This is a genomic window from Pseudomonas sp. AIG (assembly GCF_977020205.1).
This window is the reverse complement of the sequence record NZ_CDROCK010000002.1, coordinates 163,424-188,062: the sequence shown is the minus strand read 5'-3', so window position 1 is coordinate 188,062 and position 24,639 is coordinate 163,424. Positions and strand designations below refer to the sequence as shown.

Genomic DNA, 24,639 nt, shown 5'->3' with positions numbered 1-24,639 from the left:
CGGCGCCTTAACGGAACCGGTCAACCTCCTGACGCAGTTCGGCCGCCAGACCTTCAAGTTCCTTGGCGGTCACGGCCAGGTTGGACACCACTTCGCGCTGCTCACTGTTGGCCATCGCAATGCTTTGCAGGTTACTGCTCAGCAAGGTCGCGGTGCTGCTCTGCTCCTGAGTCGCCGTGGTAATCGCGGCAAACTGCTGACCCGCCGAACGGCTCTGCTCATCGATGCGCGCCAGCGCCGAGGCAACATTGGCGTTGCGCGACAAGCCTTCCTGCATCAGCACATTGCCCTGTTCCATGGTGCTGATCGCGTTGCCGGTTTCCTGCTGAATGCTGTGAATCATGCTGGAAATTTCATCGGTGGCCTGACGGGTGCGCGAGGCCAGGCTGCGCACTTCATCCGCCACCACGGCAAAGCCGCGACCTTGCTCGCCGGCACGGGCGGCTTCAATAGCGGCGTTGAGCGCCAGCAAGTTGGTTTGTTCGGCAATCGACGTAATCACGCCGACGATGCCGCCAATCTCCTGGGAGCGTTGACCGAGGGTGTTGATCACGGTGGCGGTGCTGTTCAAGGCGCCAGCGATTTGCTCCAGCGAGGACGAAGCTTCCTCCATCGAGCTGCGGCCAATCTGCGTTTGCTGGGCGTTTTCCTGCGCCAGACGCTGGGTCGCGCCCATGTTGTCGGCAATGTTCAGCGAGGTCGCGCTGAACTCCTCCACCGCGCCAGCCATGCTGGTGATTTCGCCGGACTGCTGTTCCATGCCCTCATAAGCACCGCCGGACAAACCGGACAACGCCTGCGCACGGCTGTTAACTTCTTGCGAGGCGCGACGGATGTGCTCAACCATGGTCGATAAAGCCTGACTCATCTGGTTGAACGCGCGCGACAACTGGCCGATTTCGTCGTTGCTCGACACGTTCAGGCGCACGCTCAGATCACCGGCGCCCAAGGCTTCGGCCTGACGCACCAGGTCGCTCAGTGGCGCCAGTTTGCTGCGCAGCAGCCAGACCACCGACCCGACCGCCAACAGCATCGCCAACAGACTGCCGATTGCCAGTTGCGTACCGACACTCCAGGTCACCGCGCGAATCTCGGCTTTCGGCATGCTCGCCACGACCGACCACGGCCCGCCGTCGAAAGGCACGGCAACGCTGTAGAAATCCTCGGACTTGTCGTCCCAGAACTGACCTTTGCCCGGTGTTTTCGCCAGACCATTGATCAGCGGAATCGCCTGATCCAGCGCCTGCACACCCGCCGGGGCGACCAGCCATTTGTTTTGCTCGTCGAGCAGCGCCAGGGAACCGGTCTGGCCGATGCGGAAGCGCTTCAGGTTATCGAACTGGGCATTCTGCGCGTCGGTGTAATCGAAGCCGACGAACAGCACTGCAATCACCTTGCCGCTGCCGTCACGCACTGGCGTGTACTGAGTCATGTAGGAACGATCGAACAGCAAGGCGCGACCGACATACCCCTGCCCTGCCATCAGCTTCGCGTAGGCCGGGTGCGCGTGATCGAGCAAGGTGCCGATGGCGCGCGTGCCGTCCTGTTTGGTCAGCGAGGTGCTGACCCGGACGAAGTCTTCGCCGCTGCGCACGAACAGCGTGGCGACACCGGCGGTCATCTGCTTGAACTCGTCGACTTCCTTGAAGTTGTTGTTCAGCACTTCGCTGCCCAGGTGCAAACCCGGGGTCTGGGTGCCTGCCACCGCTACCGGCTCACTCGGGTGAATGCTCAAACCCGCGCTGAAGCGCTTCTCGAACAACCCGCTCAGACGCTGGGTGCTTTCCCGCAGCGTGCCGTGGAAGGTGCTCAGTTGGTCGGCCAACAGCCGCGCCTCACTGGCCAGATGCTCTTCACGGGTGGCGAGGTTGGCCGAATCCAGCGAACGCAGGGCGAACACTGTACTGCCACTGATGACAATCGCCAGTATCACGGCGAGCGCGAGGCCCAGCTGCGAGGCGATCCGAGCGCGAGGTTGAGACATGGACAGCTCCTGGCCGAGCCACGGGATCCTCCTTGATCTCGACTCGGATAATTTTCTAATAGTGGGGGTGAATCGTGGAGACCGGCACGACGGTTCCACTTGCTCATAGTCGGCGGTGAAACCGAATACTTGAGCGCGCAACGTGGGTATGGCGCAAGGCCGCCATTGTGGCGGCTCGAACGTTTCAGCTCAAGCGCGCAACCGCTGGCAGCTCCATGGCGCGGACTTCGCCTTGCAGGAAGTCGCTGAGACGACGCAAACGTTCACCTCCCGGACGGGTTTTTGGCCACACCAGGTAATAATTCAATCCGCTGGCGACCGCCGTTGGCCACGGCAGGCTCAGGCGTCCTTGCGCGACGTCCTCGGCGACCATCAACAGATCGCCCATCGACACCCCGTAACCGCGAGCCGCCGCGATCATGCCCAACTCCAGCGTATCGAACACCTGCCCGCCTTTAAGTGACACCTGCTCAGACAACCCCATATGTTCCAGCCAACTGCGCCAATCGCGACGATCCGGCGTCGGGTGAAGTAATTCGGTGCAGGCCAGCCGAGCCAGATCCCACGGTTGATCATTCAGCAGGTTCGGCGCCCCTACTGGAATAAGCTCTTCAGGAAACAGCAGGCTGGCCTCCCAGTCCGGCGGAAAATGCCCGTCACTCAGCAGCACAGCGCAATCGAACGGCTCATCGTTGAAGTCCACCGAATCGACATCCATCCAGGCGCTGGTCAGTTGCACTTCGTTGCCCGGCTGCAAGTGGCGAAAGCGACTGAGCCGCGCCAACAGCCAGCGCATGGTCAGGGTCGACGGCGCCTTCATGCGCAGAATGTCGTCTTCGGCGCGCAAGGTATTACAGGCCCGCTCCAGCGCACTGAACCCTTCGCGGATTCCGGGCAACAGTAAACGCGCGGCTTCGGTCAATTGCAGATTGCGCCCGCTGCGATGGAACAGCCGACAAGCGAAATGATCTTCCAGGGTTCGAATATGCCGACTGACCGCACTCTGGGTGATCGACAACTCTTCCGCCGCACGGGTGAACGAGCTATGTCGCGCCGCCGCTTCAAATGCGCGCAGGGCATACAAGGGAGGAAGACGACGAGACATACAGAAAGCTCCTATAGCGGGATGCAGCCGGACTGACAGAATCTGATCAGCATGAGTTTTAATCATGCCACCCATCCTTTTTATCCCTTTGTGCAAAGCCTGCCAAGGCCTGAGAATCGACGGTCTCCTGTTCCCTCTGAAATCGAGTGGTGATGACCATGCAGCATCCTGTGCGTACCGAACTCTGGGCCATTCTGCGGCTGGCAGGGCCGTTGATCGCTTCACAGTTGGCGCACATGCTGATGGTGCTGACCGACACCCTGATGATGGCGCGCCTGAGTCCCGAAGCCCTCGCGGGCGGCGGTCTCGGCGCGGCGAGCTATTCGTTTGTGTCGATTTTCTGCATTGGCGTGATTGCGGCGGTCGGCACGCTGGTGGCAATTCGCAAGGGCGCCGGCGACATCATCGGCGCCGCACGGCTGACTCAGGCCGGTCTGTGGCTGGCGTGGCTGATGGCGCTGGGCGCCGGTTTGCTGCTGTGGAACCTGAAACCGGTGTTGCTGCTGTTCGGCCAGACCGAAACCAACGTCAACGCCGCCGGGCAATTCCTGATCGCCCTGCCCTTCGCCCTGCCCGGCTACCTCAGCTTCATGGCTTTGCGCGGTTTCACCAGTGCGATTGGTCGGGCGACCCCGGTGATGGTTATCAGCCTCGCTGGCACCGTGGCCAACTTCCTGCTCAATTACGCGCTGATCACCGGCATGTTCGGTCTGCCGAAAATGGGCCTGACGGGCATCGGCCTGGTCACGGCGATTGTCGCCAATTGCATGGCACTCGCGTTGGCCTGGCATATCCGTCGGCATCCGGCGTATGACGCTTATCCGCTGCGCGCGGGCCTGTCGCGGCCGAATCGGCAGTACCTGAAAGAACTCTGGCGTCTTGGTCTGCCAATCGGCGGAACCTATGCCGTCGAAGTCGGTTTGTTCGCCTTCGCGGCATTGTGCATGGGCACCATGGGCAGCACGCAATTGGGCGCACACCAGATCGCCCTGCAAATCGTCTCAGTGGCGTTCATGGTGCCGGCGGGCATGTCGTATGCGATCACCATGCGCGTCGGCCAGCATTACGGCGCCGGGCAATTGAGCGATGCGCGGATGTCCGGGCGGGTCGGGATCGTCTTTGGCGCCGTGGTCATGCTGGGTTTCGCCATGGTGTTCTGGTTGCTGCCGAATCAGTTGGTCGGGTTGTTCCTTGATCACAACGACCCGGCGTTTGCCGAGGTGATTCGTCTGGCGGTGAGCCTGTTGGCAGTGGCGGCATGGTTTGAGTTGTTCGACGGCACGCAGACGATTGCCATGGGCTGCATCCGTGGACTCAAGGATGCGAAAACCACGTTTCTGGTCGGGCTCGCTTGCTATTGGTTGATTGGCGCGCCGGCGGCGTGGTGGATGGCGTTCCATTTGAACTGGGGGCCGACGGGCGTCTGGTGGGGATTGGCGCTGGGCCTGGCGTGTGCGGCGGTGAGTTTGACGCTGGCGTTCGAGTGGAAGATGAAGCGGATGATTCGGCTGGAGCCTGCGTCATCAAGTCAGTTCACTGTCCCGCAGACCGACTGAGATCCCTTGTAGGAGTGAGCCTGCTCGCGATAGCGGTGTGTCAGACAACTCATCATTTCTGACACACCGCTATCGCGAGCAGGCTCACTCCTACATTGGTTATGTGTTCAGCTCACGATTTCGAGGGCTGACTGCTGGCTTGAGCCGAAGGTCAGGTACTCAACCAACTCCGCCAACGGCAACGGCCGGCTGATCAAATAACCCTGCACCTGATCGCAACCAAATCCGCGCAGCAGCTCAAGTTGCTCCGGAGTTTCCACCCCCTCCGCGACCACTTCCAGATGCAGGTTGTGCGCGAGATTGATCATCGCGTGCACCAGTTTGCGGTTCTCTTCGCGCTGCTCCATGCCGCCGACGAAGCTCTTGTCGATCTTCAGCAAAGTGATTGGCAAGCTGTTGAGGTGCACGAACGACGAGAACCCGGTGCCGAAGTCATCCAGCGAGAAACGCACGCCGAGACGGCCGAGGGCGTCCATGGTCTGCTTGACCAGATCGCTGCGGCGCATCACCGCGGTTTCGGTCAGTTCGAATTCCAGCCACTGCGCCTCAACGCCACGCTCGACGATCAACCGGCTCAACGTCGGTAATAGCTGACTGTCCTGAAACTGGCGGAACGACAGGTTGATCGCCATGTGCAGCGCCGGCAGACCACGCTCACGCAACGCCTGCATGTCACGCAAGGCCCGGGAAATCACCCAGTAACCCAGCGGCACAATCAATCCGCTCTGCTCGGCCAACGGCACGAATTCACTCGGCGGCAGCAAACCACGTTCGCCATGGCGCCAGCGCACCAACGCTTCGAGGCCGACAATTTGGCCGTCCTCAAGATTCAGGCGTGGCTGGTAATGCAATTCCAGCTCATCACGACGCAAGGCCCGGCGCAGCTCGCTTTCGAGGTCAGCCATGCTCCGCGCATTGCGGTTGATGCGTTCGTTGAAGATGTGAAAGGTGCAGCCTTGCGTGCTCTTGGCCTGCTGCATGGCGATGTGGGCATGCCACATCAGCGGGTCGGCGCCGCCCTGCGCGCGGGCATGGGCGATGCCGAGGCTGGAGCCGATGAGCAGGCTCTCGCCATCGACCCAATACGGTTCGGCGAGCGCTTCGGTGATGCGTTCGGCCATCCATTCGGCGCGCTGCGGCGCGCGGCGGGTGTCGATCAGCAAGGCGAATTCATCACTGCCGAGACGGGCCAGTTGATCGCCCGCTTCCAGCTGACTTTTTAGCCGCGCCACGACCTGCAGGATCAGCCGATCGCCAGCCTGGTGGCCGAGGGCATCGTTGGCGTGGCGGAAGTTGTCGAGGTCGAGATGGCCGAGGGCCAGGCCGCGACCATCGCCTTCCGCAAGACGCGCGGCGAGCAAGGTCTGGAAACCCTGACGGTTGGCGATGCCGGTCAGCGGATCCTGTTCGGCGAGGCGTTGCAGGGTGTTTTCGAGAACGCCGCGTTCGCGCACATGGCGCAGGCAACGGCGCAGCATGCCGGCGTCAAGGGCGTCGAACACCAGCCAGTCACTGACGCCAACCGGCGCGGTGTCCGGTTCGTGTTCGAGCAACAATACCGTCGGCAGGCTGCAGCGGCCCGGTGCCGGTTGCAATGCCGGAAGGGTCAACAACACCGCGTGGCGGTTGTCTTCGAACAAACTGCTGACCGAGTCCCAGCTCGGCGCGCTGATCAGCACTGCCGCGCTCCCCATCGGAGCCAGACACTCGCGCAATAACGCTGTCCACGCTGGCTCTTCGGCCAGTAGCAGCAAACGCAAGGGTTCGACAGGCGTAGACAAGCTAGCTCCCTAGACTCTGCAAAGATGTGGGCGGGGCATTATGCCGTTGCGCCGTTCAATGACCAAATGACAACGGTTATCAAAACGTTATTTTGTGTCACGAATGAGAACATTAGCCGCAAAATCACCGCGCATCCTCCGCGAAAGTAACAAAACCGGCAAATTTGAATCGCGTGGTACGTCACAAGTCGGAGAGAGCAGCACAATTCTCTGAGCCTGTTAAAATGCCGGCCCATTTCGTCAACGACTCCCGAATTTTCGTATGTCCCGACTCAATCCCCGGCAGCAAGAAGCCGTGAACTACGTCGGCGGCCCTCTATTGGTGCTCGCCGGTGCTGGCTCCGGCAAGACCAGCGTGATCACGCGCAAAATCGCGCACCTGATCCAGAACTGCGGCATCCGTGCCCAGTACATCGTCGCCATGACCTTTACCAACAAGGCCGCGCGCGAGATGAAAGAGCGGGTCGGTACACTGTTGCGCGCCGGCGAAGGACGCGGCCTGACGGTCTGCACCTTCCACAACCTCGGTCTGAACATCATCCGCAAGGAACACGTGCGGCTGGGCTACAAACCCGGTTTCTCGATTTTTGACGAGACCGACGTCAAGTCCCTGATGACCGACATCATGCAGAAGGAATACGCGGGCGAAGACGGCGTCGACGAGATCAAGAACATGATCGGCGCCTGGAAAAACGACCTGATCCTGCCGCCTCAGGCGTTGGAAAACGCGCGTAATCCCAAGGAACAGACTGCCGCGATCGTCTACACCCACTATCAGCGCACGCTGAAAGCGTTCAACGCGGTGGACTTCGACGACCTGATCCTGCTGCCAGTAAAACTCTTCGAAGAACACGCCGACATCCTCGAAAAATGGCAGAACAAGGTCCGTTACCTGCTGGTCGACGAATATCAGGACACCAACGCCAGCCAATATTTGCTGGTGAAAATGCTCATTGGCACGCGCAACCAGTTCACCGTGGTCGGCGACGACGACCAGTCGATCTACGCCTGGCGCGGCGCGCGGCCGGAAAACCTGATGCTGCTCAAGGACGACTATCCGTCCTTGAAAGTGGTGATGCTCGAGCAGAACTACCGCTCGACGAGTCGCATCCTGCGCTGCGCCAACGTGCTGATCTCGAACAACCCGCACGAATTCGAAAAGCAGCTGTGGAGTGAGATGGGCCATGGCGACGAGATCCGCGTGATCCGCTGCCGCAACGAAGACGCCGAAGCCGAGCGCGTGGCCATGGAAATCCTCAGCCTGCACTTGCGCACCGACCGTCCGTACAGCGATTTCGCCATCCTCTATCGCGGTAACTATCAGGCCAAGCTGATCGAGCTGAAATTGCAGCACCATCAGGTGCCGTATCGCCTGAGCGGTGGCAACAGCTTCTTCGGCCGTCAGGAAGTGAAAGACCTGATGGCCTACTTCCGCCTGATCGTCAACCCGGATGACGACAACGCCTTCCTGCGGGTGATCAACGTGCCGCGCCGCGAAATCGGCTCGACCACTCTGGAAAAACTCGGCAACTACGCCACCGAACGCAAGATCTCGATGTACGCCGCCACCGACGAAATCGGCTTGGGCGAACATCTGGACAGCCGCTTCACCGATCGCCTGTCGCGCTTCAAGCGCTTCATGGACAAGGTGCGCGAGCAGTGCGCTGGCGAAGATCCGATCTCGGCGCTGCGCAGCATGGTCATGGACATCGACTACGAGAACTGGCTGCGCACCAACAGCTCCAGCGACAAGGCTGCCGACTACCGCATGAGCAACGTCTGGTTCCTGATCGAGGCGTTGAAAAACACCCTCGAGAAGGACGAAGAAGGCGAAATGACCGTCGAGGACGCCATCGGCAAACTGGTCCTGCGCGACATGCTCGAACGTCAGCAGGAAGAGGAAGACGGCGCCGAAGGCGTGCAGATGATGACCTTGCACGCCTCCAAGGGTCTGGAATTTCCTTACGTGTTCATCATGGGCATGGAAGAGGAAATCCTCCCGCACCGTTCCAGCATCGAAGCCGACACCATCGAAGAAGAGCGCCGTCTGGCCTACGTCGGCATCACCCGCGCGCGCCAGACCCTGGCCTTCACCTTCGCCGCCAAGCGCAAGCAATACGGCGAGATCATCGACTGCGCGCCGAGCCGCTTCCTCGATGAGCTGCCACCGGACGATCTGGCCTGGGAAGGCAACGACGACACACCCACCGAAGTCAAAGTCGTGCGCGGCAACAGCGCATTGGCTGATATACGCGCGATGTTAAAGCGCTAGAATTGACCACTTTTTTTACTAGACCTTCGGCGCACCAAGCGCCAAAAGAGGACAGCTTCATGGAAGCATTGCAGCAGAAAATCCGCGAACAAGGCATTGTGCTTTCCGACCAGGTCCTGAAGGTCGACGCCTTCCTGAACCACCAGATCGACCCGGCCCTGATGAAGCTGATCGGCGACGAATTCGCCTCGCTGTTCAAGGATTCGGGCATCACCAAGATCGTCACCATCGAAGCTTCGGGCATCGCCCCGGCGATCATGACCGGTCTGAATCTTGGCGTGCCGGTGATCTTCGCCCGCAAGCAACAGTCCCTGACCCTGACGGAAAACCTGCTGTCGGCGACCGTGTACTCGTTCACCAAGAAGACCGAAAGCACCGTGGCCATTTCCCCGCGCCACCTGACCAGCAGCGACCGCGTGCTGATCATCGACGACTTCCTGGCCAACGGTAAGGCCTCGCAAGCGCTGATCTCGATCATCAAACAGGCCGGCGCGACCGTTGCCGGTCTGGGCATCGTCATCGAGAAGTCGTTCCAGGGCGGCCGCGCCGAGCTGGACTCGCAGGGCTACCGCGTCGAATCGCTGGCCCGCGTGAAATCGCTGACGGGTGGCGTTGTCACCTTCATCGAATAAACCAGCCGCACCGCAATGCCCCTGTGGGAGCGAGCCTGCTCGCGAATGCTTAGGGTCAGTCGACATCTTGGTCGACTGATACACCGCTTTCGCGAGCAGGCTCGCTCCCACAGGTAAGTCTCAAGCCTTCGACAAATCCATTCTGTACCCCGCCCCCGGCACCCCTTCATGCATTGCAGCTTGAATATCCGCATACAAGGCATTCGCCTCGCCGGTAGTAATTGAGCGCGAACAATCACGCAGCACCACATGCAAAAGCACGTTTTCCTGACCCGGCAGCATTCCGAGTCGCTCAATGGCTTGCGCAGGTAAATCCGAACGTTGCCACCGCCCCTTGATTCGCATCTCCTCAATCCATCCAGAACAATCCCCTGCCGCCTGCAACATCCTCTCGGTCAATACCTCTTCACTCAATCCCGGCGTTACCGCCAACGAGATATCGCGGGCAATCGACGGCAAACGAGACACAGCAGTCCAGGGACCCAGATCATGCATCTGCGCCTGCACGCGCACATTCTGATCACGCAACAAACGAATATCAGGAATGCCTTTGCGCAACATCGTCAGGCGATCCAGCCCCATCCCAAGAGCGAGCCCGCCATGGTGCAGAGGATCAATCTGCAAACGCTGCAACAGCGACTTCGCGATACGCCCGCACTCTAGAACCTCAACCGACACGCCATCATTCAACACATTCACTTCAATCCCGCCCTCGGTGTAGTGATGTGGACTATCGCTATAAACCCAGGATTTTTCAGGAACTGCCGACTGCAAAATATCGCCAACAAGACGCAGCAAATGCTCATGGGATGCCAGTTCTGGATCGCCCAATACCCAAATGTCCATTTGGTGCGGCTCGGCGCAATGCCAACGATCTCGGCTATCACGCCTGAAGGTAATGCCTGGCGCTGCCAGCAAAATGGCTTGTCCCGGCTGACGAACCTCGGCGGCCTGCTGAAGCGCCGCGGGAATCTGGCTCGTGGTCTGAGTTCGCAAAAGCGAATGCTCATCGACCCAACGAGTGTGCTCGCTGCCAAGGGTAATTTCTGCCGGGTCGTAACCCAGCAAACCGTAGTTTTCTTCTGCGGACGCAATCCTTGGGCCAATCTGCAACTGCGCTCGGGGCCAGCCCTTTTCTTCGAGCCCCTGAAGGACTTCACTCAGTAATAGTCGGACAGCGTGTTCGGGATGGCTCTTTTCGGTTAAGTCAGTCAGAAGTAAGGCTTGATGGACAGATGCGTCTGTCAGGTATTTCTTTGATATATGCACTTTGCGCCCCTGTATTTATGGTTGGCATGAGCCCAAAAAACAAGACCCACAAATAAAACCTAACCAGACAACACCTCTCACCACAATTTAAAAACCTTGAATTTACAACTTTCAGAACAGGCCTACAGACGCAATCCACTTAAATAACCGAACCACCCATCCCACAAAACAAGACAGAAGAATTGAGTCTTAAAAAGCCAAAATAATTATTAATACGATCACAAAGTTATGTATTAATCCGCTCACCCTCATGCAACATGGGGAACCACAACAAAATCAAAAAAAAGGAAAATAAAATGCAACCTGAAAAAACCATAAAAGAAAATCTTAATCGAATCACTTCTGGCCCGGACAATTTCGGGTGGGCACCGTTAGCCTGGGCGCATACTGAAGATTAATTGAAAGCACCGCGCGGCAACCTCCGTTGCCGCGCACTTCAGAACAAGGAGGGTTTTATGTCATCGCCAAATATAGCGTCGACACTCTTCAATCATGAAGAATTTTCGATTATCGCCGACTCGAATGAATTCCTTAGAGAATGTGAACTCTTGGGATTCGCAACGGCCAATATCGCTCAATTAGAGGCATTTCCAAAAAACAGCATCGTTTTTTCTTTCAGCAACGAAGCTGCAAAAAAGACATTTGAGATCGCCAGAAAAACAGAACGCAAAAAAATCATCTTCTGCGCGACCCAGGTATTTGAGCCATCCTTAACCGCCGCGCTTTACAGCCTAGAGCTTCTGATGAACAGCGATTTTCAGCAATCGCTCTGCTCGCAGCGAGCTGTATTGAATATGCTTAACTCCTACCGGAGATTTTCGTTATCAGGTAACGAATCTAATGCAACAGTATCTATTCTTCCCCATGCACAGCCTTATGCATTACTTGGCGAAGATGTGACCGAGACTTTCGTGCAGTCCGTCGCAGAATTCTTTGAAGTTCATTACGCGCATATGAATCCATTAGAACCCTGCCCTTTTGTATTTTCAGGCACGCTGAATATTTCTGGAATACTGACAGTACTCCGAAAGCCCAACCCCGAATTACCTGACGGCCTAAAAACATCTCTAAAATGGCTAAGCGATCGGATAGCAAGTGAAAAGGCGTTGCTCACAATAAAAGAAAACAAAATAACCTCACTAACCATGAACAAAGAAGAGCACATCAAACTTCTGGATCTGGCTGCAGGAAAACGCGGGCTGAAACTTACGGAATTTGCCATCGGCGTTAACGAATCTATCTCGAACAAAATTGATTACACAATTAACTCCCAAATGAATGAGGGAGTCAATGGTGTTCATTTAGCTATTGGTGATGGTTCGTCTGGCTACCACATAGATTTTCTTAGCCCATCCGTGAGCGTCCATCCAACTCATTCGCTAGAACGCGCTTAATATGTAGGAGTGAGCCTGTTTGCAATACCGTACTGTCAGCTGATATTTCGTTGACTGGTACACGGCTATCGCGAGCAGGCTCACTCCTACAGTGAGTTTTGCGGTGGGCGGTTACTGCGCGGTGGCTTTGAGGCCGGTGAGGAGCAGGCGTTGGAAGAGGTCTTCTTTCAGGCCTTCCGGGTTTATGAGTTGCATGCGTTCGAGGTGTTCGGGGTAGAGCGATGCCTCTGGTGCATCGAGGGCGGCTTTGCCGAGTTCGAGGATTTCGGTGAGTTTGAATTTGCTCTTCAGCCAGTTCAGCGCCCGCAGCAGATCCCGTTCGATCGCGGTGAAATCACAGCCCAGCGGATACTCCGGAAACAGGTTCGGATGCCGCGCGGCAATCGCTTGCAAGCGCTGTGGTGTGTTGTCGGCGAAGCGTGGATCGAGACGGAAATCCTTTGGCAGCTTGCCGACTTTTTGCGCTTGCTCGATCAGGCCCTGCTGGAAGCGCGAGTCACTGATGTTCAGCAGCGATTCGATCACTACGGCATCGGTTTTACCGCGCAGATCAGCGATGCCGTATTCGGTCACGACGATATCGCGCAGGTGCCGTGGGATCGTGCAGTGGCCGTATTCCCAGACGATGTTGGAACTGACGTCGCCACCGGATTCGCGCCAGCTGCGCAGGATCAGAATCGAACGGGCATCGTGCAGCGCGTGGCCCTGCGCGACGAAGTTGTACTGCCCGCCGACACCGCTGAGTACTCGTCCATCCTCCAGTTGATCCGCCACGCCAGCGCCGAGCAAGGTCATGGTGAACACGGTGTTGATGAACCGCGCGTCGAGGCGCTGTAAACGCTTGAGTTCTTCCTGCCCGTACAACTCGTTGATGTAGCTGATGCGGGTCATGTTGAATTCGAGGCGCTTGCTCTGTGGTAACTCGCGCAGGCGCTCGTAGAAACTGCGCGGGCCGAGGAAGAAGCCGCCGTGCACCGAGATGCCATCAGTTTGCGCGGCCTCGTCGAGGGTGCCGGCGTTGGCCTGTTCCTGCGTCGGTACATCGGGGTAGACCTTGCGCCGAATGATCCCGGCATCAGCCAGTACCAGCAGGCCGTTGACGAACATTTCGCTGCAACCGTACAGGCCTTTGGCGAACGGCCCGGTGCCGCCCTCGCGGTCGATCAACTGCGCCCATTGGCTGAGGTTGATGTCGTCGAGCAGCGCTTTATAGCCGGCATTATCGGCTTGACGTGCGAGCAGTGCGGCAGTCAGCGCATCACCCATCGAGCCGATGCCGATCTGCAGCGTGCCGCCGTCGCGCACCAGCGTGCTCGCGTGCACACCAATGAAATGATCCTGAAACCCCACCGGCATATTCGGCGTGGAAAACAGCGTGCTGCTGTCCTTCTCGTCCACCAACAGGTCGAAGGTGTCGATATCGACTTCGGCGTCTCCGGGCATATACGGCAGATCAGTGTGGACCTGGCCGACCAGCACAATCGTCTCCCCGGCGTCGCGGCGCTTGGCGATCATCGGCAACAGATCGAGGGTGATATCCGGGTTGCAGCTCAGGCTCAGGCGATCCGGGTGTTCGCTGCTGCTGGCGAGCAATTGCGCTACCAGATTCAGCCCGGCGGCATTGATGTCGCGGGCGGCGTGACTGTAGTTGCTGCTGACGTAATTCTGCTGGGCCGGCGCGCTGTTGAGCAGGCTGCCGGGTTGCATGAAGAACTGTTCGATGCGGATGTTGGCGGGCAGGCTGTCGCGGTGCAGGTCGGCGAGGAAATCAAATTCCGGGTAATCACCGAATATGCGCTCGACGAAGGGTTCGATGAAGCGCTTCTGCAAACCATCGCCCAACGCCGGGCGGCCGAGGCACAGCGCGGTGTAGATCGTCAGTTGCCGCTCGGGCAGGCCTTTGATCCGCCGGTACAGCGCGTTGACGAAGTGATTGGGTTTGCCCAACCCCAGCGGCATGCCCATGTGGATATGCGCGGGCAACCGCGCCAGCACGTCATCCACTGCCTGTTCGATCGAACACAACTGCACCATCTGAAGCCTCCTGCCCGTTCCGTGAATAGGGGTAGACCGAGATTGCCTTGAGTTTGCTGCAAAGGACAGCCCAAAGTCCTGGACGATTGTCGGCGACAGGGGTTGTTTATGGCTGGAGATTGTTTGCCCTCACCCTAGCCCTCTCCCAGAGGTAGAGGGGACAGATTGGGGGAGATTGGGGAGATACGCCGACTTGAAATAGCTTTGCTGAATCCATAATCGCTAAGGTCTTTCAGGTCGATGTATAGCGAAAGACACCTCGGTCGGCCCCCTCTCCCTCCGGGAGAGGGCTGGGGTGAGGGGCTCTTGAATTGCAGGCACAAAAAAACCGTCCGAAGACGGTTTTTTTCGTCAGAAGCGCGCCTTATTTCAGGCCAGACATCTTCTGAATCGCGCCCTTCAGCTCGTCATCCGAGCAATCGGCGCAGGTGCCTTTTGGCGGCATGGCGTTCAGGCCGGTAATGGCTTTGGCCAACAGACCGTCGAGGCCGCCCTGGTGATCGGCGCGGTCTTTCCAGGCGGCGGCATCACCGATTTTCGGCGCGCCCAACAGGCCCGTACCGTGGCAAGCGTTGCAATGTTTGGCAATCACTTCATCCGGAGTTTTCGCCCCGCCACCGCCGCCTGCGGAAGCAGCCACTTCCATCCCCTTGCATTCCTGCCCTTGAACACACACCTGGCCGACCGGCTCGAGGCGTTTGGCAATGTCGTCATTCGTCGCAGCTTGAGCGCTGACAGCCCAGAGGGCCAATACGGTTGCTGGTGCAGCCAGCATTTTCATAATTAGATTCACGCGTTCACCCTCAATGGTGGCTATTCACGCCTGCGGCCACGGTTCGCAGGCGGGCGCAAGTATAGCGGGTAGCCCGCCACACTGAAACAACCCCATAGTCGAAGGGGTTATACCGCACGGTAGAAAAACTGTCCGGGTGCCTTTGCCATCATGGCTTGGCACCTCTTTGTTAAAAATTCGCCGGCGTGGCTGCGCTGATTAGTCGCGCAGGCAAGTCGAACGGATTACGGAAACGATGCGGCTTGGTACTTTCAAAGTAGTAGCTGTCGCCGGCTTCGAGAATAAAAGTTTCCAGACCCACCACCAATTCCAGACGACCCTCCACCAAAATCCCGGTTTCCTCGCCTTCATGGGTGAGCATTTCTTCGCCGGTGTCGGCGCCCGGCGGGTAGATTTCGTTGAGGAAGGCGATGGCGCGGCTGGGGTGCGCGCGGCCGACCAGTTTCATGGTCACGGCGCCGTCGGAGATGTCGATCAGCTCGTTGGCCTTGTAGACGATCTGGGTCGGGACTTCCTGCAGGATTTCTTCGGAAAAGAACTCGACCATCGACATGGGAATCCCGCCCAGCACCTTCCTCAGCGAACTGATCGAAGGGCTGACGCTGTTCTTTTCGATCATCGAAATGGTGCTGTTGGTGACGCCCGCGCGTTTGGCGAGTTCACGCTGGGAAAGCCCTTTGAGCTTGCGGATCGATTGCAGTCGTTCACCGACGTCCAAGGCGCGAGCCTCCTGATGTTGTAAGAATATTGAGCGTTATCATGGCGACAGCGTTCAGTATTTACAACACTTGGCCCCCGCAGCGGCGTCAACCCTCGGAATAGAGCCTTGGCACCCGACGCAGGTTGCAGAAGATCTGGTACGGAATGGTGTCGGCCCACTTCGCCACTTCACTGGCGAGGATATTTTTGCCCCACAATTCGACGGTCGACCCCAAACCGGCTTCCGGCACATCGGTAAGATCGATGCAAAGCATGTCCATCGACACGCGACCGATAATGCGGCTGCGTTTGCCCGCCACCAAAACCGGCGTGCCGGTCGGCGCCTGACGCGGGTAGCCGTCGGCGTAACCCATGGCGACCACGCCGATGCGCATCGGTTTTTCGGTGATGAATTTGGCGCCGTAACCCACCGGCTCGCCAGCCGGCAATTCACGCACGCTGATGACTTTCGATTCCAGGGTCATCACCGGTTGCAGGCGATCAGCCACGGCGTTGGCTTCTTCGAACGGGGTCGCGCCGTAAAGCATGATGCCCGGGCGCACCCAATCGCTGTGAATCTGCGGCCAACCGAGCACGGCCGGAGAGTTGCGCAGACTGACTTCTGCCGCCAGACCCTGACGCGCCGCTTCAAACACCGCGACTTGCTCGGTGCTGCTCTGCGCGTGCAGTTCATCGGCGCGGGCGAAGTGGCTCATCAAGACAATTTTCGACACTTTGCCGCTGGCCAGCAGACGCTGATAAGCCGCCGGATAATCCTTTGGATGCAACCCGACGCGGTGCATGCCCGAATCGAGCTTCAGCCACACGGTGATCGGTTTGCTCAGCGCTGCCTGCTCGATCGCTTCGAGCTGCCAAAGCGAGTGCACCACCGTCCAGAAATCATGCTCGACGATCAACGCCAGCTCATCGGCCTCGAAAAAACCTTCCAGCAACAACACCGGCGCACGAATACCAGCGGCGCGCAGCTCCAAAGCCTCTTCGATGCAAGCCACGGCAAAACCGTCGGCCTCGGCTTTCAGCGCCTGGGCGCAACGCACCGCGCCATGGCCGTAGGCATCGGCCTTGATCACCGCAAGCGCCTTGGCGCCGGTGACTTCGCGGGCAATTCGGTAGTTGTGGCGCAGGGCTTCTAGGTCGATCAGGGCACGGGCAGGACGCATGGCGGCAGACTTCTAGGCGGTCATGGGAAGAAAAACCGGCGCCGACTGACGACGTGAACCGCCAACAGCGCCGGGAGAGGGATCTTTACAACGGTTACGGCAGCGCGGCGACGATGGAAATCTCAACGAGGATGCTCGGCTTGGCCATTTTCGCTTCGACGGTAGCGCGGGCCGGGGCAGCGCCTTTTGGCAGCCACTGATCCCACACCGAGTTCATCCCGGCGAAGTGCGCCTCGATGTCGTTCAGGTAGATCGTCGCCGAGAGCAGATGCTGTTTGTCGGTGCCGGCCAGATCAAGCAAACGCTCGATATTGGCCAGTACGTCGCGGGTCTGCTGTTCAATCCCGGCGTCGAAGTCGTCGCCGACCTGTCCGGCCAGATACACGGTGCCGTTGTGGCTGACGATCTGACTCATGCGCTCATTGGTGAGCTGGCGCTGGATTGACATGTTTTGCGGACTCCTGAATTTTGTTGCCGTAACGGGAAATATCGAGGCCTTCGGCGCTGATCTGCGGCTTTTTCTTCGCCATCAGGTCGGCCAGCAAACGGCCGGAACCGCACGCCATGGTCCAACCGAGCGTGCCGTGACCGGTGTTGAGGAACAGGTTCTTGAACGGTGTGGCGCCAACGATCGGCGTGCCGTCCGGGGTGGTCGGACGCAGACCGGTCCAGAAACTCGCCTCGGCCAGATTACCGCCCTGAGGATAAAGGTCGTTGACGATCATCTCCAGGGTTTCGCGGCGACGCGGGTTCAGCGACAGGTCAAAACCAGCAATCTCGGCCATGCCGCCGACGCGGATGCGGTTGTCGAAACGGGTGATCGCGACCTTGTAGGTCTCGTCGAGAATAGTCGAAGTCGGGGCCATCGCCGGATTGGTGATCGGCACGGTCAGCGAGTAACCCTTGAGCGGATACACTGGGGCCTTGATGCCCAGCGGCTTGAGCAGTTGCGGCGAGTAGCTGCCGAGCGCCAGCACGTAGCGGTCGGCGGTTTCCAGCTTGCCGTCGATCCACACACCGTTGATGCGATCACCGGCGTAGTCGAGTTTCTGAATGTCCTGGCCGAAACGGAATTCGACACCGAGTTTCACCGCCATTTCGGCGAGACGGGTGGTGAACATCTGGCAGTCGCCAGTCTGATCGTTCGGCAGGCGCAGGGCACCGGCGAGGATGTCGGTGACGCCCGCCAGCGCCGGCTCGACGCGGGCAATGCCGGCACGGTCGAGGACTTCAAACGGCACGCCGGATTCTTTCAGCACGGCGATGTCTTTGGCGGCGCCATCGAGCTGTGCCTGGGTGCGGAACAGCTGGGTCGTACCAAGGCTGCGGCCTTCGTAGGCGATGCCGGTTTCGGCGCGCAGTTCATCGAGGCAGTCACGGCTGTACTCGGACAGACGCACCATGCGCTCCTTGTTCACCGCGTAACGGTTGGCGGTGCAGTTGCGCAGCATCTGCGCCATCCACAGGTACTGGTCGATGTCGGCGGTGGCTTTGATCGCGAGAGGGGCGTGGCGTTGCAGGAGCCACTTGATCGCCTTCAGCGGTACGCCCGGCGCGGCCCACGGCGAGGCGTAGCCCGGCGAGACCTGGCCGGCGTTGGCGAAACTGGTCTCCATGGCCGCAGCAGGCTGCCGGTCGACCACCACCACTTCAAACCCGGCACGGGCCAGATAGTAAGCACTGGCGGTACCGATGACGCCGCTACCCAAGACCATTACGCGCATTTTTGTATCCCTCATCGCGGCAGGGCCGCGTACGTCTGTTGTTAGAGCAATGATGCGCGCAGTGTAAAAAAGAAATGCCAGTGCTTTTCACTATATAAGCGCCTATATTTGGCGACAATTCTCGGCAAAAACCCTTTTCACGGAGGCGCATCCCCTATGCGTACCAACACTCAGACCAAACGTGAGCTGGATAAGATCGACCGCAACATCTTGCGGATCCTGCAGGCGGACGGGCGGATTTCCTTTACCGAACTGGGAGAGAAGGTCGGCCTCTCGACCACGCCGTGCACCGAGCGGGTACGGCGTCTGGAGCGCGAAGGGATCATCATGGGCTACAACGCCCGGCTCAATCCGCAGCACTTGAAGGGTAGCTTGCTGGTGTTCGTCGAGATCAGCCTCGACTACAAATCCGGCGACACGTTCGAGGAGTTCCGCCGCGCGGTGCTGAAGTTGCCGCACGTGCTGGAGTGCCACCTGGTGTCAGGGGATTTCGACTATCTGGTGAAGGCGCGGATTTCCGAGATGGCCTCGTACCGCAAGCTGCTGGGCGACATTCTGTTGAAGCTGCCGCATGTGCGGGAGTCCAAGAGCTATATCGTCATGGAAGAAGTGAAGGAGAGCTTGAGCCTGCCGATTCCGGATTGAAGATCGGTGGCGCTCCATTCGCGAGCAGGCTCGCTCCCACAGGGGAACGCATTCCAAATGTAGGAGTGAGCCTGCTCGCGATGGCGTCGACTCGGTCCCGAGTGAAAGTGTTAAACCAGCACCTGCCGATTCGCCGCCATGTACTCGAATATCTGCTTCTCCACGCGCGGATGAATCAGTTCCACCGGCCGCCGCTCATTCGGGCAAGGCAAGGTTTTGGTCGTGCCGAACAACCGGCAAATCAGCGGCCGCTCTTCATACACCGTGCAACCATTCGGCCCCAGGTGCACGCAGTTCAACTCTTCCATCGCCGCATCCTGTTCGGCGCGGGTCTTGCGCGGCAAGCGGGCCATTTCTTCCGGCGAAGTGGTCACCGGCCCGCAGCAATCGTGGCAGCCGGGCACACACTCGAACGAGGGTATCTGCTGACGCAAGGTGCGGATTTTCTGGCTGTTGCAGCTCATCGAAGCGGTGGCCGAGGCGAATTAGGCGACAATTGTGCCGCAAAAGCCGTGTTCCAGACACCGCAGGCCGACCAGTGTTGCCCGCGTTCGGGCGTGCGGCTTATGCTCCGTCAAATTTTCTCGACACACCCCGCCTCAGGATGACGCCCATGACTGCCCGCGCCCACGCCTTCGCGAGCCAACCCCACGTTGCCTCTTACTACGCCGCCAGCAGCCTGCCGCAGCCCGATCACCCGGTATTGCAAGGTGAAGTGCTCGCCGATGTTTGCGTGGTCGGCGGCGGGTTTTCCGGGTTGAACACGGCGCTGGAACTGGCTGAACGCGGGCTCAGCGTGGTGTTGCTCGAGGCGCACAAGATCGGCTGGGGTGCCAGTGGCCGCAACGGCGGGCAGTTGATTCGCGGCGTCGGCCACGGTCTCGATCAGTTCACCAACGTCATCGGCGCCGACGGCGTGCGCGAGATGAAATTGATGGGCCTGGAAGCGGTGGAAATCGTCCGACAGCGTGTCGAGCGTTTTCAGATCGCCTGTGACCTGACCTGGGGCTACTGCGACCTCGCCAACAAACCCGCCGACCTTGAGGGCTTTGCCGAGGACGCCGAAGAATTGCGTGGCCTCGGTTATCGCTACGAAACCCGTTTGCTGCAAGCCAACGAGATGCACACGGTAGTCGGTTCCAAGCGCTATGTCGGTGGTTTGATCGACATGGGATCCGGGCATCTGCATCCGCTCAATCTGGCCCTCGGCGAAGCCGCCGCAGCGCAGCAATTGGGCGTCAAACTGTTTGAACACTCGGCGGTGACGCGTATCGATTACGGCCCCGAAGTCAAAGTCCACACGGCCCAAGGTTCGGTGCGCGCCAAGACCCTTGTGCTTGGCTGCAACGCGTATCTCAATGGTCTGAATCCACAACTCAGCGGCAAAGTCCTGCCAGCCGGCAGCTACATCATCGCCACCGAACCTTTGAGCGAAGAACAGGCACATAACCTGTTGCCGCAGAACATGGCGGTCTGCGACCAGCGTGTAGCGCTGGATTACTACCGACTCTCGGCGGATCGGCGCTTGTTGTTTGGCGGTGCCTGCCATTATTCGGGACGCGATCCGAAAGATATCGCCGCGTACATGCAGCCGAAGATGCTCGAAGTATTCCCGCAACTGGCCGGGGTGAAGATCGATTATCAGTGGGGCGGCATGATCGGCATCGGCGCCAACCGCTTGCCGCAAATCGGCCGGCTCGCGGATCAGCCGAATGTGTATTACGCCCAGGCCTATTCAGGCCACGGGGTAAACGCCACGCACCTGGCAGGCAAGTTGCTGACCGAGGCGATCAGCGGGCAGCACAGCGGTGGCTTTGATCTGTTTGCCAAGGTGCCGCACATCACTTTCCCGGGCGGCAAGCATTTGCGCTCGCCGCTGTTGGCGTTGGGGATGTTGTGGCATCGGATGAAAGAGTTGGTCTGATTGATCGTTCCCACGCTCTGCGTGGGAATGCATCCAGTGACGCTCTGCGTCACAGCGGACGCGGAGCGTCCGGGGCGGCGTTCCCACGCAGAGCGTGGGAACGATCAGTGGTTATCAGATCCGCCAGAACGGCTTCAACCCCTCCTCCTGCGCCTGTTCACGCGTCAGCCCGATGTCCTTGAGCTGATCCGCCGTCAGCGCCAGCAACGCCTTTCGCGTGTGCAGACGATGCCAGAACAGATTCCAGCGACTCAGGCCGGATGGCGCGTTACGCATGAGATTGCGCGCGTTGTCCTTCTGCCCTGCCGCCAGTTCCTGACTGTGTAACGTCAGCCGCACATCGCTCAAGCCGTTCATTTTCGTTGCTCCTGTTTACTTGGGTAGCCAGAGATTCCATGATGCGCGGGCGAGCAAAACCGTTACAGATTCAAAGCAACTGTATTAACTCCATACAGATTTGCCGCTCTGAAGACTGAATTGTCGATTTCTGCCGCATCTGTACTGGTTTATCGAATCACCTGCACCGAGGCAGTGCCATGACCCTTTACGTAAACCTTGCCGAATTGCTCGGCACGCGCATCGAAAACGGCTTCTATCGACCCGGCGATCGGTTGCCGTCGGTACGTGCCTTGAGCGTCGAACACGGGGTCAGCCTGAGCACGGTGCAGCAGGCTTATCGCATGCTGGAAGACAGCGGTCTGGCCACGCCGAAACCCAAATCCGGCTACTTCGTGCCGGTCGGTCGCGAGCTGCCGGAGCTGCCCGCCGTCGGCCGTCCGGCGCAACGACCGGTGGAAATCTCGCAATGGGATCAGGTGCTGGAATTGATTCGCGCCGTGCCGCGCAAGGATGTCGTGCAACTGGGTCGCGGCATGCCCGACATCAGCTCGCCAACGATGAAACCGCTGCTGCGCGGACTGGCGCGAATCAGCCGCCGTCAGGACATGCCCGGCCTGTATTACGACAACATCCACGGCACCCTCGAACTGCGCGAGCAGATCGCCCGACTGATGCTCGACTCCGGCTGCCAGTTGAGCGCCAGCGACCTGGTCGTCACCACCGGTTGCCATGAGGCGCTGTCCACCAGCATCCATGCGATCTGCGAGCCGGGCGACATCGTCGCAGTGGACTCGCCAAGCTTTCACGGCGCCATGCAGACGCTTAAAGGCCTGGGCATGAAGGCCCTGGAAATCCCCACCGATCCGCTCACCGGCATCAGCCTGGAGGCCCTGGAACTGGCGCTGGAGCAATGGCCGATCAAGGTCATCCAGATCACCCCCAACTGCAATAACCCGCTCGGCTACATCATGCCGGAGTCGCGCAAACGCGCCCTGCTCAACCTCGCGCAGCGCTTCGACGTGGCGATCATCGAGGACGATGTGTATGGCGAACTGGCCTACACCTACCCGCGCCCACGCACGATCAAATCTTTCGACGAAGACGGCCGCGTGCTGCTGTGCAGTTCGTTTTCCAAGACCCTGGCGCCGGGGCTGCGTATTGGCTGGGTCGCACCGGGTCGATACCTCGAGCGCGTGCTGCACATGAAATACATCAGCACCGGATCAACCGCGCCGCAGCCGCAGATTGCGATTGCCGAATTTCTCAAGGCCGGCCATTTCGAACCGCATTTGCGGCGCATGCGCACGCAATATCAACGCAATCGCGACATGATGATCGACTGGGTGACTCGCTACTTTCCTGCCGGCACTCGCGCCAGCCGCCCGCAAGGCAGCTTCATGTTGTGGGTGGAATTGCCGGAAGGTTTCGACACCTTGAAACTGAATCGTGAGTTGCATGACCAAGGCGTACAGATTGCCGTCGGCAGCATCTTTTCCGCCTCGGGCAAATACCGCAATTGCCTGCGAATGAACTACGCTGCCAAACCGACAGCGCTGATCGAAGAGGCGGTGCGCAAGGTTGGCGAGACCGCCATTCGATTATTGGCCGAAGCCGACTGACCTTTTTCCAGAGACCCGCGTCCATATGCCGTCCCTTGCCGCCAACCGGAATGATCCTACGTGAGCTTCAGACAGCCCCTGTTCGCTTTGCTGTTACTCGCCTCGTTCCTGAGCGGCTGCGCCAGTCTCGATGTTCCGCGCGAGCCGAGTCAGGCCTTGCCAGCGGCAGATTCCAGCTTCGGCCGTTCAATCCAGGCGCAAGCGGCGCCCTATCAAGGCCGTTCGGGTTTTCGCCTGCTGTCCAACAGCAGCGAGGCATTCACCGCGCGGGCCGAGCTGATTCGCAACGCCCAGACCAGCCTCGATCTGCAGTACTACATCGTCCATGACGGCATCAGCACGCGGATGCTGGTGGAGGAACTGCTCAAGGCTGCCGATCGCGGGGTGCGTGTGCGCATTCTGCTCGACGACACCACCAGCGATGGTCTCGACCAGATCATCGCCACGCTGGCGGCGCATCCGCAGATCCAGATCCGCCTGTTCAACCCTTTGCATCTGGGTCGCAGCACCGGCGTCACCCGCGCGGCGGGGCGCTTGTTCAACCTGTCACTGCAACATCGGCGCATGCACAACAAACTATGGCTGGCGGACAACAGCGTGGCCATTGTCGGCGGGCGCAATCTGGGCGACGAGTATTTCGATGCCGAGCCGAACCTGAATTTCACCGACATCGACATGCTCAGCGTCGGGCCGGTGGCCGAGCAGCTCGGGCACAGTTTCGACCAGTACTGGAACAGCGCCCTGAGCAAACCGATCGACGAATTCCTCGCCAGCCAACCCACCGCCAAGGATCTGCAGAACACCCGCACCCGCCTGGAAGAATCGTTGGAAGACACCCGTAAACAGAATCACGCGCTGTATCAGCAGTTGATGACATTCAAGACCGCGCCGCGCATGGACATCTGGCGCAAAGAGCTGATCTGGGCATGGAATCAGGCGTTGTGGGATGCGCCGAGTAAAGTGCTGGCCAAGGGCGAACCGGATCCGCAACTGCTGCTGACCACGCAGCTGGCACCCGAGCTCAGAGGCGTGAGCAAAGAGCTGATCATGATTTCGGCGTACTTCGTACCCGGCCAACCCGGACTGGTGTACTTGACCGGGCGCGCCGATGCAGGTGTTGCAGTGAGCCTGCTGACCAACGCGCTGGAAGCCACCGACGTGCCAGCGGTGCATGGCGGCTATGCACCGTATCGCAAAGCCTTGCTCGAGCATGGCGTAAAGCTGTATGAACTGCGGCGCCAGCCTGGGGATAACTACGGCAGTGGTCCGCATGTGTTTTACAGCAAGTCGTTTCGCGGCTCGGATTCAAGCCTGCACAGCAAAGCGATGATCTTTGATCGGCAGAAGTCGTTTATCGGCTCGTTCAACTTCGATCCGCGCTCGGTGTTGTGGAACACCGAGGTCGGGGTATTGGTCGACAGCCCGGAGCTCGCCGAGCATGTGCGCGAATTGGCCTTGCAGGGTATGGCGCCGGCGCTGAGTTATCAGGCAAAACTGGAGAATGGCCAGATCGTCTGGGTCACCGAGGACAATGGGCAGATGCATACGCTGACCAAAGAGCCGGGGAGTTGGTGGCGACGGTTCAATGCGTGGTTCAGCACCACCGTCGGCCTGGAACGCATGCTTTAAAAAGCAAAAGATCGCAGCCTTCGGCAGCTCCTACAGTTGAAATGCATTCCTCCTGTAGG

At 59.3% G+C, this 24,639-nt stretch carries 20 protein-coding genes; 8 read left to right on the top strand and 12 right to left on the bottom strand.

Annotation, left to right across the window (positions count from 1 at the left end; translation table 11 throughout):
- Positions 1-7: 7 nt before the first annotated feature.
- Positions 8-1,984 (bottom strand): methyl-accepting chemotaxis protein, encoded by a 1,977-nt coding sequence (locus tag ACWR1S_RS02310; protein WP_454562291.1) that lies wholly within the window; start codon positions 1,982-1,984, stop codon positions 8-10.
- 184 nt (positions 1,985-2,168) lie between these two features.
- The gene (locus ACWR1S_RS02305; RefSeq protein WP_454562290.1) at positions 2,169-3,089 is read right to left on the bottom strand and encodes a LysR substrate-binding domain-containing protein; all 921 of its coding nucleotides are present in this window, start codon (positions 3,087-3,089) and stop codon (positions 2,169-2,171) included.
- Between the two features lie 158 nt (positions 3,090-3,247).
- Here ACWR1S_RS02305 and ACWR1S_RS02300 point away from each other — a divergent pair, with 158 nt between their 5' ends.
- Positions 3,248-4,645 (top strand): NorM family multidrug efflux MATE transporter, encoded by a 1,398-nt coding sequence (locus ACWR1S_RS02300; protein ID WP_454562289.1) that lies wholly within the window; start codon positions 3,248-3,250, stop codon positions 4,643-4,645.
- 107 nt (positions 4,646-4,752) lie between these two features.
- On the opposite strand, the gene ACWR1S_RS02295 is transcribed toward ACWR1S_RS02300, so the two are convergent.
- The gene (locus ACWR1S_RS02295; RefSeq protein WP_454562288.1) at positions 4,753-6,426 is read right to left on the bottom strand and encodes a putative bifunctional diguanylate cyclase/phosphodiesterase; all 1,674 of its coding nucleotides are present in this window, start codon (positions 6,424-6,426) and stop codon (positions 4,753-4,755) included.
- A 262-nt stretch (positions 6,427-6,688) separates the two neighbouring features.
- On the opposite strand from ACWR1S_RS02295, the gene rep reads away from it, so the two are divergent.
- Positions 6,689-8,698, top strand: coding sequence for a DNA helicase Rep (rep, locus tag ACWR1S_RS02290; protein ID WP_454562287.1), 2,010 nt, complete (start codon positions 6,689-6,691; stop codon positions 8,696-8,698).
- 59 nt (positions 8,699-8,757) lie between these two features.
- Positions 8,758-9,330, top strand: coding sequence for a xanthine phosphoribosyltransferase (locus ACWR1S_RS02285; RefSeq protein WP_034152041.1), 573 nt, complete (start codon positions 8,758-8,760; stop codon positions 9,328-9,330).
- Between the two features lie 120 nt (positions 9,331-9,450).
- On the opposite strand, the gene srmL is transcribed toward ACWR1S_RS02285, so the two are convergent.
- Positions 9,451-10,599 carry a PheS-related mystery ligase SrmL gene (gene srmL, locus ACWR1S_RS02280; RefSeq protein ID WP_454562286.1) on the bottom strand — a complete coding sequence of 383 codons (1,149 nt, stop codon included), beginning with the start codon at positions 10,597-10,599 and terminating at the stop codon, positions 9,451-9,453.
- A 455-nt stretch (positions 10,600-11,054) separates the two neighbouring features.
- Between srmL and ACWR1S_RS02275 the strand changes: the two genes are divergently transcribed.
- Entirely contained in the window at positions 11,055-11,993 is a 939-nt protein-coding gene (locus ACWR1S_RS02275; protein ID WP_454562285.1) for a hypothetical protein, read from the top strand.
- A gap of 111 nt (positions 11,994-12,104) precedes the next feature.
- Here the strand turns inward: ACWR1S_RS02275 and ACWR1S_RS02270 are convergent, their stop codons facing one another.
- The 6 genes from ACWR1S_RS02270 to dadA all read right to left on the bottom strand — a co-directional run bounded on the left by ACWR1S_RS02270 (position 12,105) and on the right by dadA (position 18,424).
- The gene (locus ACWR1S_RS02270) at positions 12,105-14,027 is read right to left on the bottom strand and encodes an acetyl-CoA hydrolase/transferase C-terminal domain-containing protein (protein ID WP_454562284.1); all 1,923 of its coding nucleotides are present in this window, start codon (positions 14,025-14,027) and stop codon (positions 12,105-12,107) included.
- Positions 14,028-14,391: 364 nt separating this feature from the next.
- Positions 14,392-14,808, bottom strand: a complete 417-nt coding sequence (locus tag ACWR1S_RS02265) for a c-type cytochrome (RefSeq protein ID WP_422610382.1) — start codon at positions 14,806-14,808, stop codon at positions 14,392-14,394.
- 181 nt (positions 14,809-14,989) lie between these two features.
- The gene (locus ACWR1S_RS02260) at positions 14,990-15,538 is read right to left on the bottom strand and encodes a cupin domain-containing protein (RefSeq protein WP_008086779.1); all 549 of its coding nucleotides are present in this window, start codon (positions 15,536-15,538) and stop codon (positions 14,990-14,992) included.
- Between the two features lie 88 nt (positions 15,539-15,626).
- The gene (alr, locus tag ACWR1S_RS02255; RefSeq protein WP_454562283.1) at positions 15,627-16,700 is read right to left on the bottom strand and encodes an alanine racemase; all 1,074 of its coding nucleotides are present in this window, start codon (positions 16,698-16,700) and stop codon (positions 15,627-15,629) included.
- Positions 16,701-16,794: 94 nt separating this feature from the next.
- Entirely contained in the window at positions 16,795-17,148 is a 354-nt protein-coding gene (locus ACWR1S_RS02250) for a RidA family protein (protein ID WP_034152045.1), read from the bottom strand.
- On the bottom strand, positions 17,120-18,424 hold the full coding sequence (dadA, locus tag ACWR1S_RS02245) for a D-amino acid dehydrogenase (RefSeq protein WP_064389549.1): 1,305 nt from the start codon (positions 18,422-18,424) through the stop codon (positions 17,120-17,122). Before dadA ends, ACWR1S_RS02250 begins: the two co-directional genes overlap by 29 nt.
- Positions 18,425-18,580: 156 nt before the next feature.
- Between dadA and ACWR1S_RS02240 the strand changes: the two genes are divergently transcribed.
- Positions 18,581-19,069 (top strand): Lrp/AsnC ligand binding domain-containing protein, encoded by a 489-nt coding sequence (locus ACWR1S_RS02240; protein WP_003177284.1) that lies wholly within the window; start codon positions 18,581-18,583, stop codon positions 19,067-19,069.
- Positions 19,070-19,179: 110 nt separating this feature from the next.
- Here ACWR1S_RS02240 and ACWR1S_RS02235 read toward each other — a convergent pair whose 3' ends face one another.
- Positions 19,180-19,533 (bottom strand): YkgJ family cysteine cluster protein, encoded by a 354-nt coding sequence (locus tag ACWR1S_RS02235; protein WP_064389779.1) that lies wholly within the window; start codon positions 19,531-19,533, stop codon positions 19,180-19,182.
- A gap of 149 nt (positions 19,534-19,682) precedes the next feature.
- Here ACWR1S_RS02235 and ACWR1S_RS02230 point away from each other — a divergent pair, with 149 nt between their 5' ends.
- Positions 19,683-20,993, top strand: coding sequence for an NAD(P)/FAD-dependent oxidoreductase (locus ACWR1S_RS02230; RefSeq protein WP_454562282.1), 1,311 nt, complete (start codon positions 19,683-19,685; stop codon positions 20,991-20,993).
- A gap of 114 nt (positions 20,994-21,107) precedes the next feature.
- Here ACWR1S_RS02230 and ACWR1S_RS02225 read toward each other — a convergent pair whose 3' ends face one another.
- A complete protein-coding gene (locus tag ACWR1S_RS02225; protein WP_007920387.1) occupies positions 21,108-21,350 on the bottom strand; it encodes a DUF1127 domain-containing protein in 243 nt (80 codons plus the stop codon).
- A 179-nt stretch (positions 21,351-21,529) separates the two neighbouring features.
- Between ACWR1S_RS02225 and ACWR1S_RS02220 the strand changes: the two genes are divergently transcribed.
- Together ACWR1S_RS02220 and ACWR1S_RS02215 are read left to right on the top strand one after the other, a co-directional pair.
- The gene (locus tag ACWR1S_RS02220) at positions 21,530-22,951 is read left to right on the top strand and encodes an aminotransferase-like domain-containing protein (RefSeq protein ID WP_454562281.1); all 1,422 of its coding nucleotides are present in this window, start codon (positions 21,530-21,532) and stop codon (positions 22,949-22,951) included.
- Between the two features lie 60 nt (positions 22,952-23,011).
- Complete coding sequence (locus ACWR1S_RS02215) at positions 23,012-24,580, top strand: phospholipase D family protein (protein ID WP_454562280.1); 1,569 nt, start codon at positions 23,012-23,014, stop codon at positions 24,578-24,580.
- Positions 24,581-24,639 lie beyond the last annotated feature (59 nt).

What these genes read in the sequence shown, in the direction of transcription:
- ACWR1S_RS02225 (WP_007920387.1), bottom strand. Translation starts at nt 21,350, where the DNA reads ATGAACGGCTTGAGCGATGTGCGGCTGACGTTACACAGTCAGGAACTG.
- alr (WP_454562283.1), bottom strand. Translation starts at nt 16,700, where the DNA reads ATGCGTCCTGCCCGTGCCCTGATCGACCTAGAAGCCCTGCGCCACAAC.
- ACWR1S_RS02230 (WP_454562282.1), top strand. Translation starts at nt 19,683, where the DNA reads ATGACTGCCCGCGCCCACGCCTTCGCGAGCCAACCCCACGTTGCCTCT.
- ACWR1S_RS02305 (WP_454562290.1), bottom strand. Translation starts at nt 3,089, where the DNA reads ATGTCTCGTCGTCTTCCTCCCTTGTATGCCCTGCGCGCATTTGAAGCG.
- rep (WP_454562287.1), top strand. Translation starts at nt 6,689, where the DNA reads ATGTCCCGACTCAATCCCCGGCAGCAAGAAGCCGTGAACTACGTCGGC.
- ACWR1S_RS02285 (WP_034152041.1), top strand. Translation starts at nt 8,758, where the DNA reads ATGGAAGCATTGCAGCAGAAAATCCGCGAACAAGGCATTGTGCTTTCC.
- ACWR1S_RS02235 (WP_064389779.1), bottom strand. Translation starts at nt 19,533, where the DNA reads ATGAGCTGCAACAGCCAGAAAATCCGCACCTTGCGTCAGCAGATACCC.
- ACWR1S_RS02265 (WP_422610382.1), bottom strand. Translation starts at nt 14,808, where the DNA reads ATGAAAATGCTGGCTGCACCAGCAACCGTATTGGCCCTCTGGGCTGTC.
- ACWR1S_RS02270 (WP_454562284.1), bottom strand. Translation starts at nt 14,027, where the DNA reads ATGGTGCAGTTGTGTTCGATCGAACAGGCAGTGGATGACGTGCTGGCG.
- ACWR1S_RS02240 (WP_003177284.1), top strand. Translation starts at nt 18,581, where the DNA reads ATGCGTACCAACACTCAGACCAAACGTGAGCTGGATAAGATCGACCGC.
- ACWR1S_RS02275 (WP_454562285.1), top strand. Translation starts at nt 11,055, where the DNA reads ATGTCATCGCCAAATATAGCGTCGACACTCTTCAATCATGAAGAATTT.
- dadA (WP_064389549.1), bottom strand. Translation starts at nt 18,424, where the DNA reads ATGCGCGTAATGGTCTTGGGTAGCGGCGTCATCGGTACCGCCAGTGCT.
- ACWR1S_RS02220 (WP_454562281.1), top strand. Translation starts at nt 21,530, where the DNA reads ATGACCCTTTACGTAAACCTTGCCGAATTGCTCGGCACGCGCATCGAA.
- ACWR1S_RS02310 (WP_454562291.1), bottom strand. Translation starts at nt 1,984, where the DNA reads ATGTCTCAACCTCGCGCTCGGATCGCCTCGCAGCTGGGCCTCGCGCTC.
- ACWR1S_RS02300 (WP_454562289.1), top strand. Translation starts at nt 3,248, where the DNA reads ATGCAGCATCCTGTGCGTACCGAACTCTGGGCCATTCTGCGGCTGGCA.
- ACWR1S_RS02250 (WP_034152045.1), bottom strand. Translation starts at nt 17,148, where the DNA reads ATGTCAATCCAGCGCCAGCTCACCAATGAGCGCATGAGTCAGATCGTC.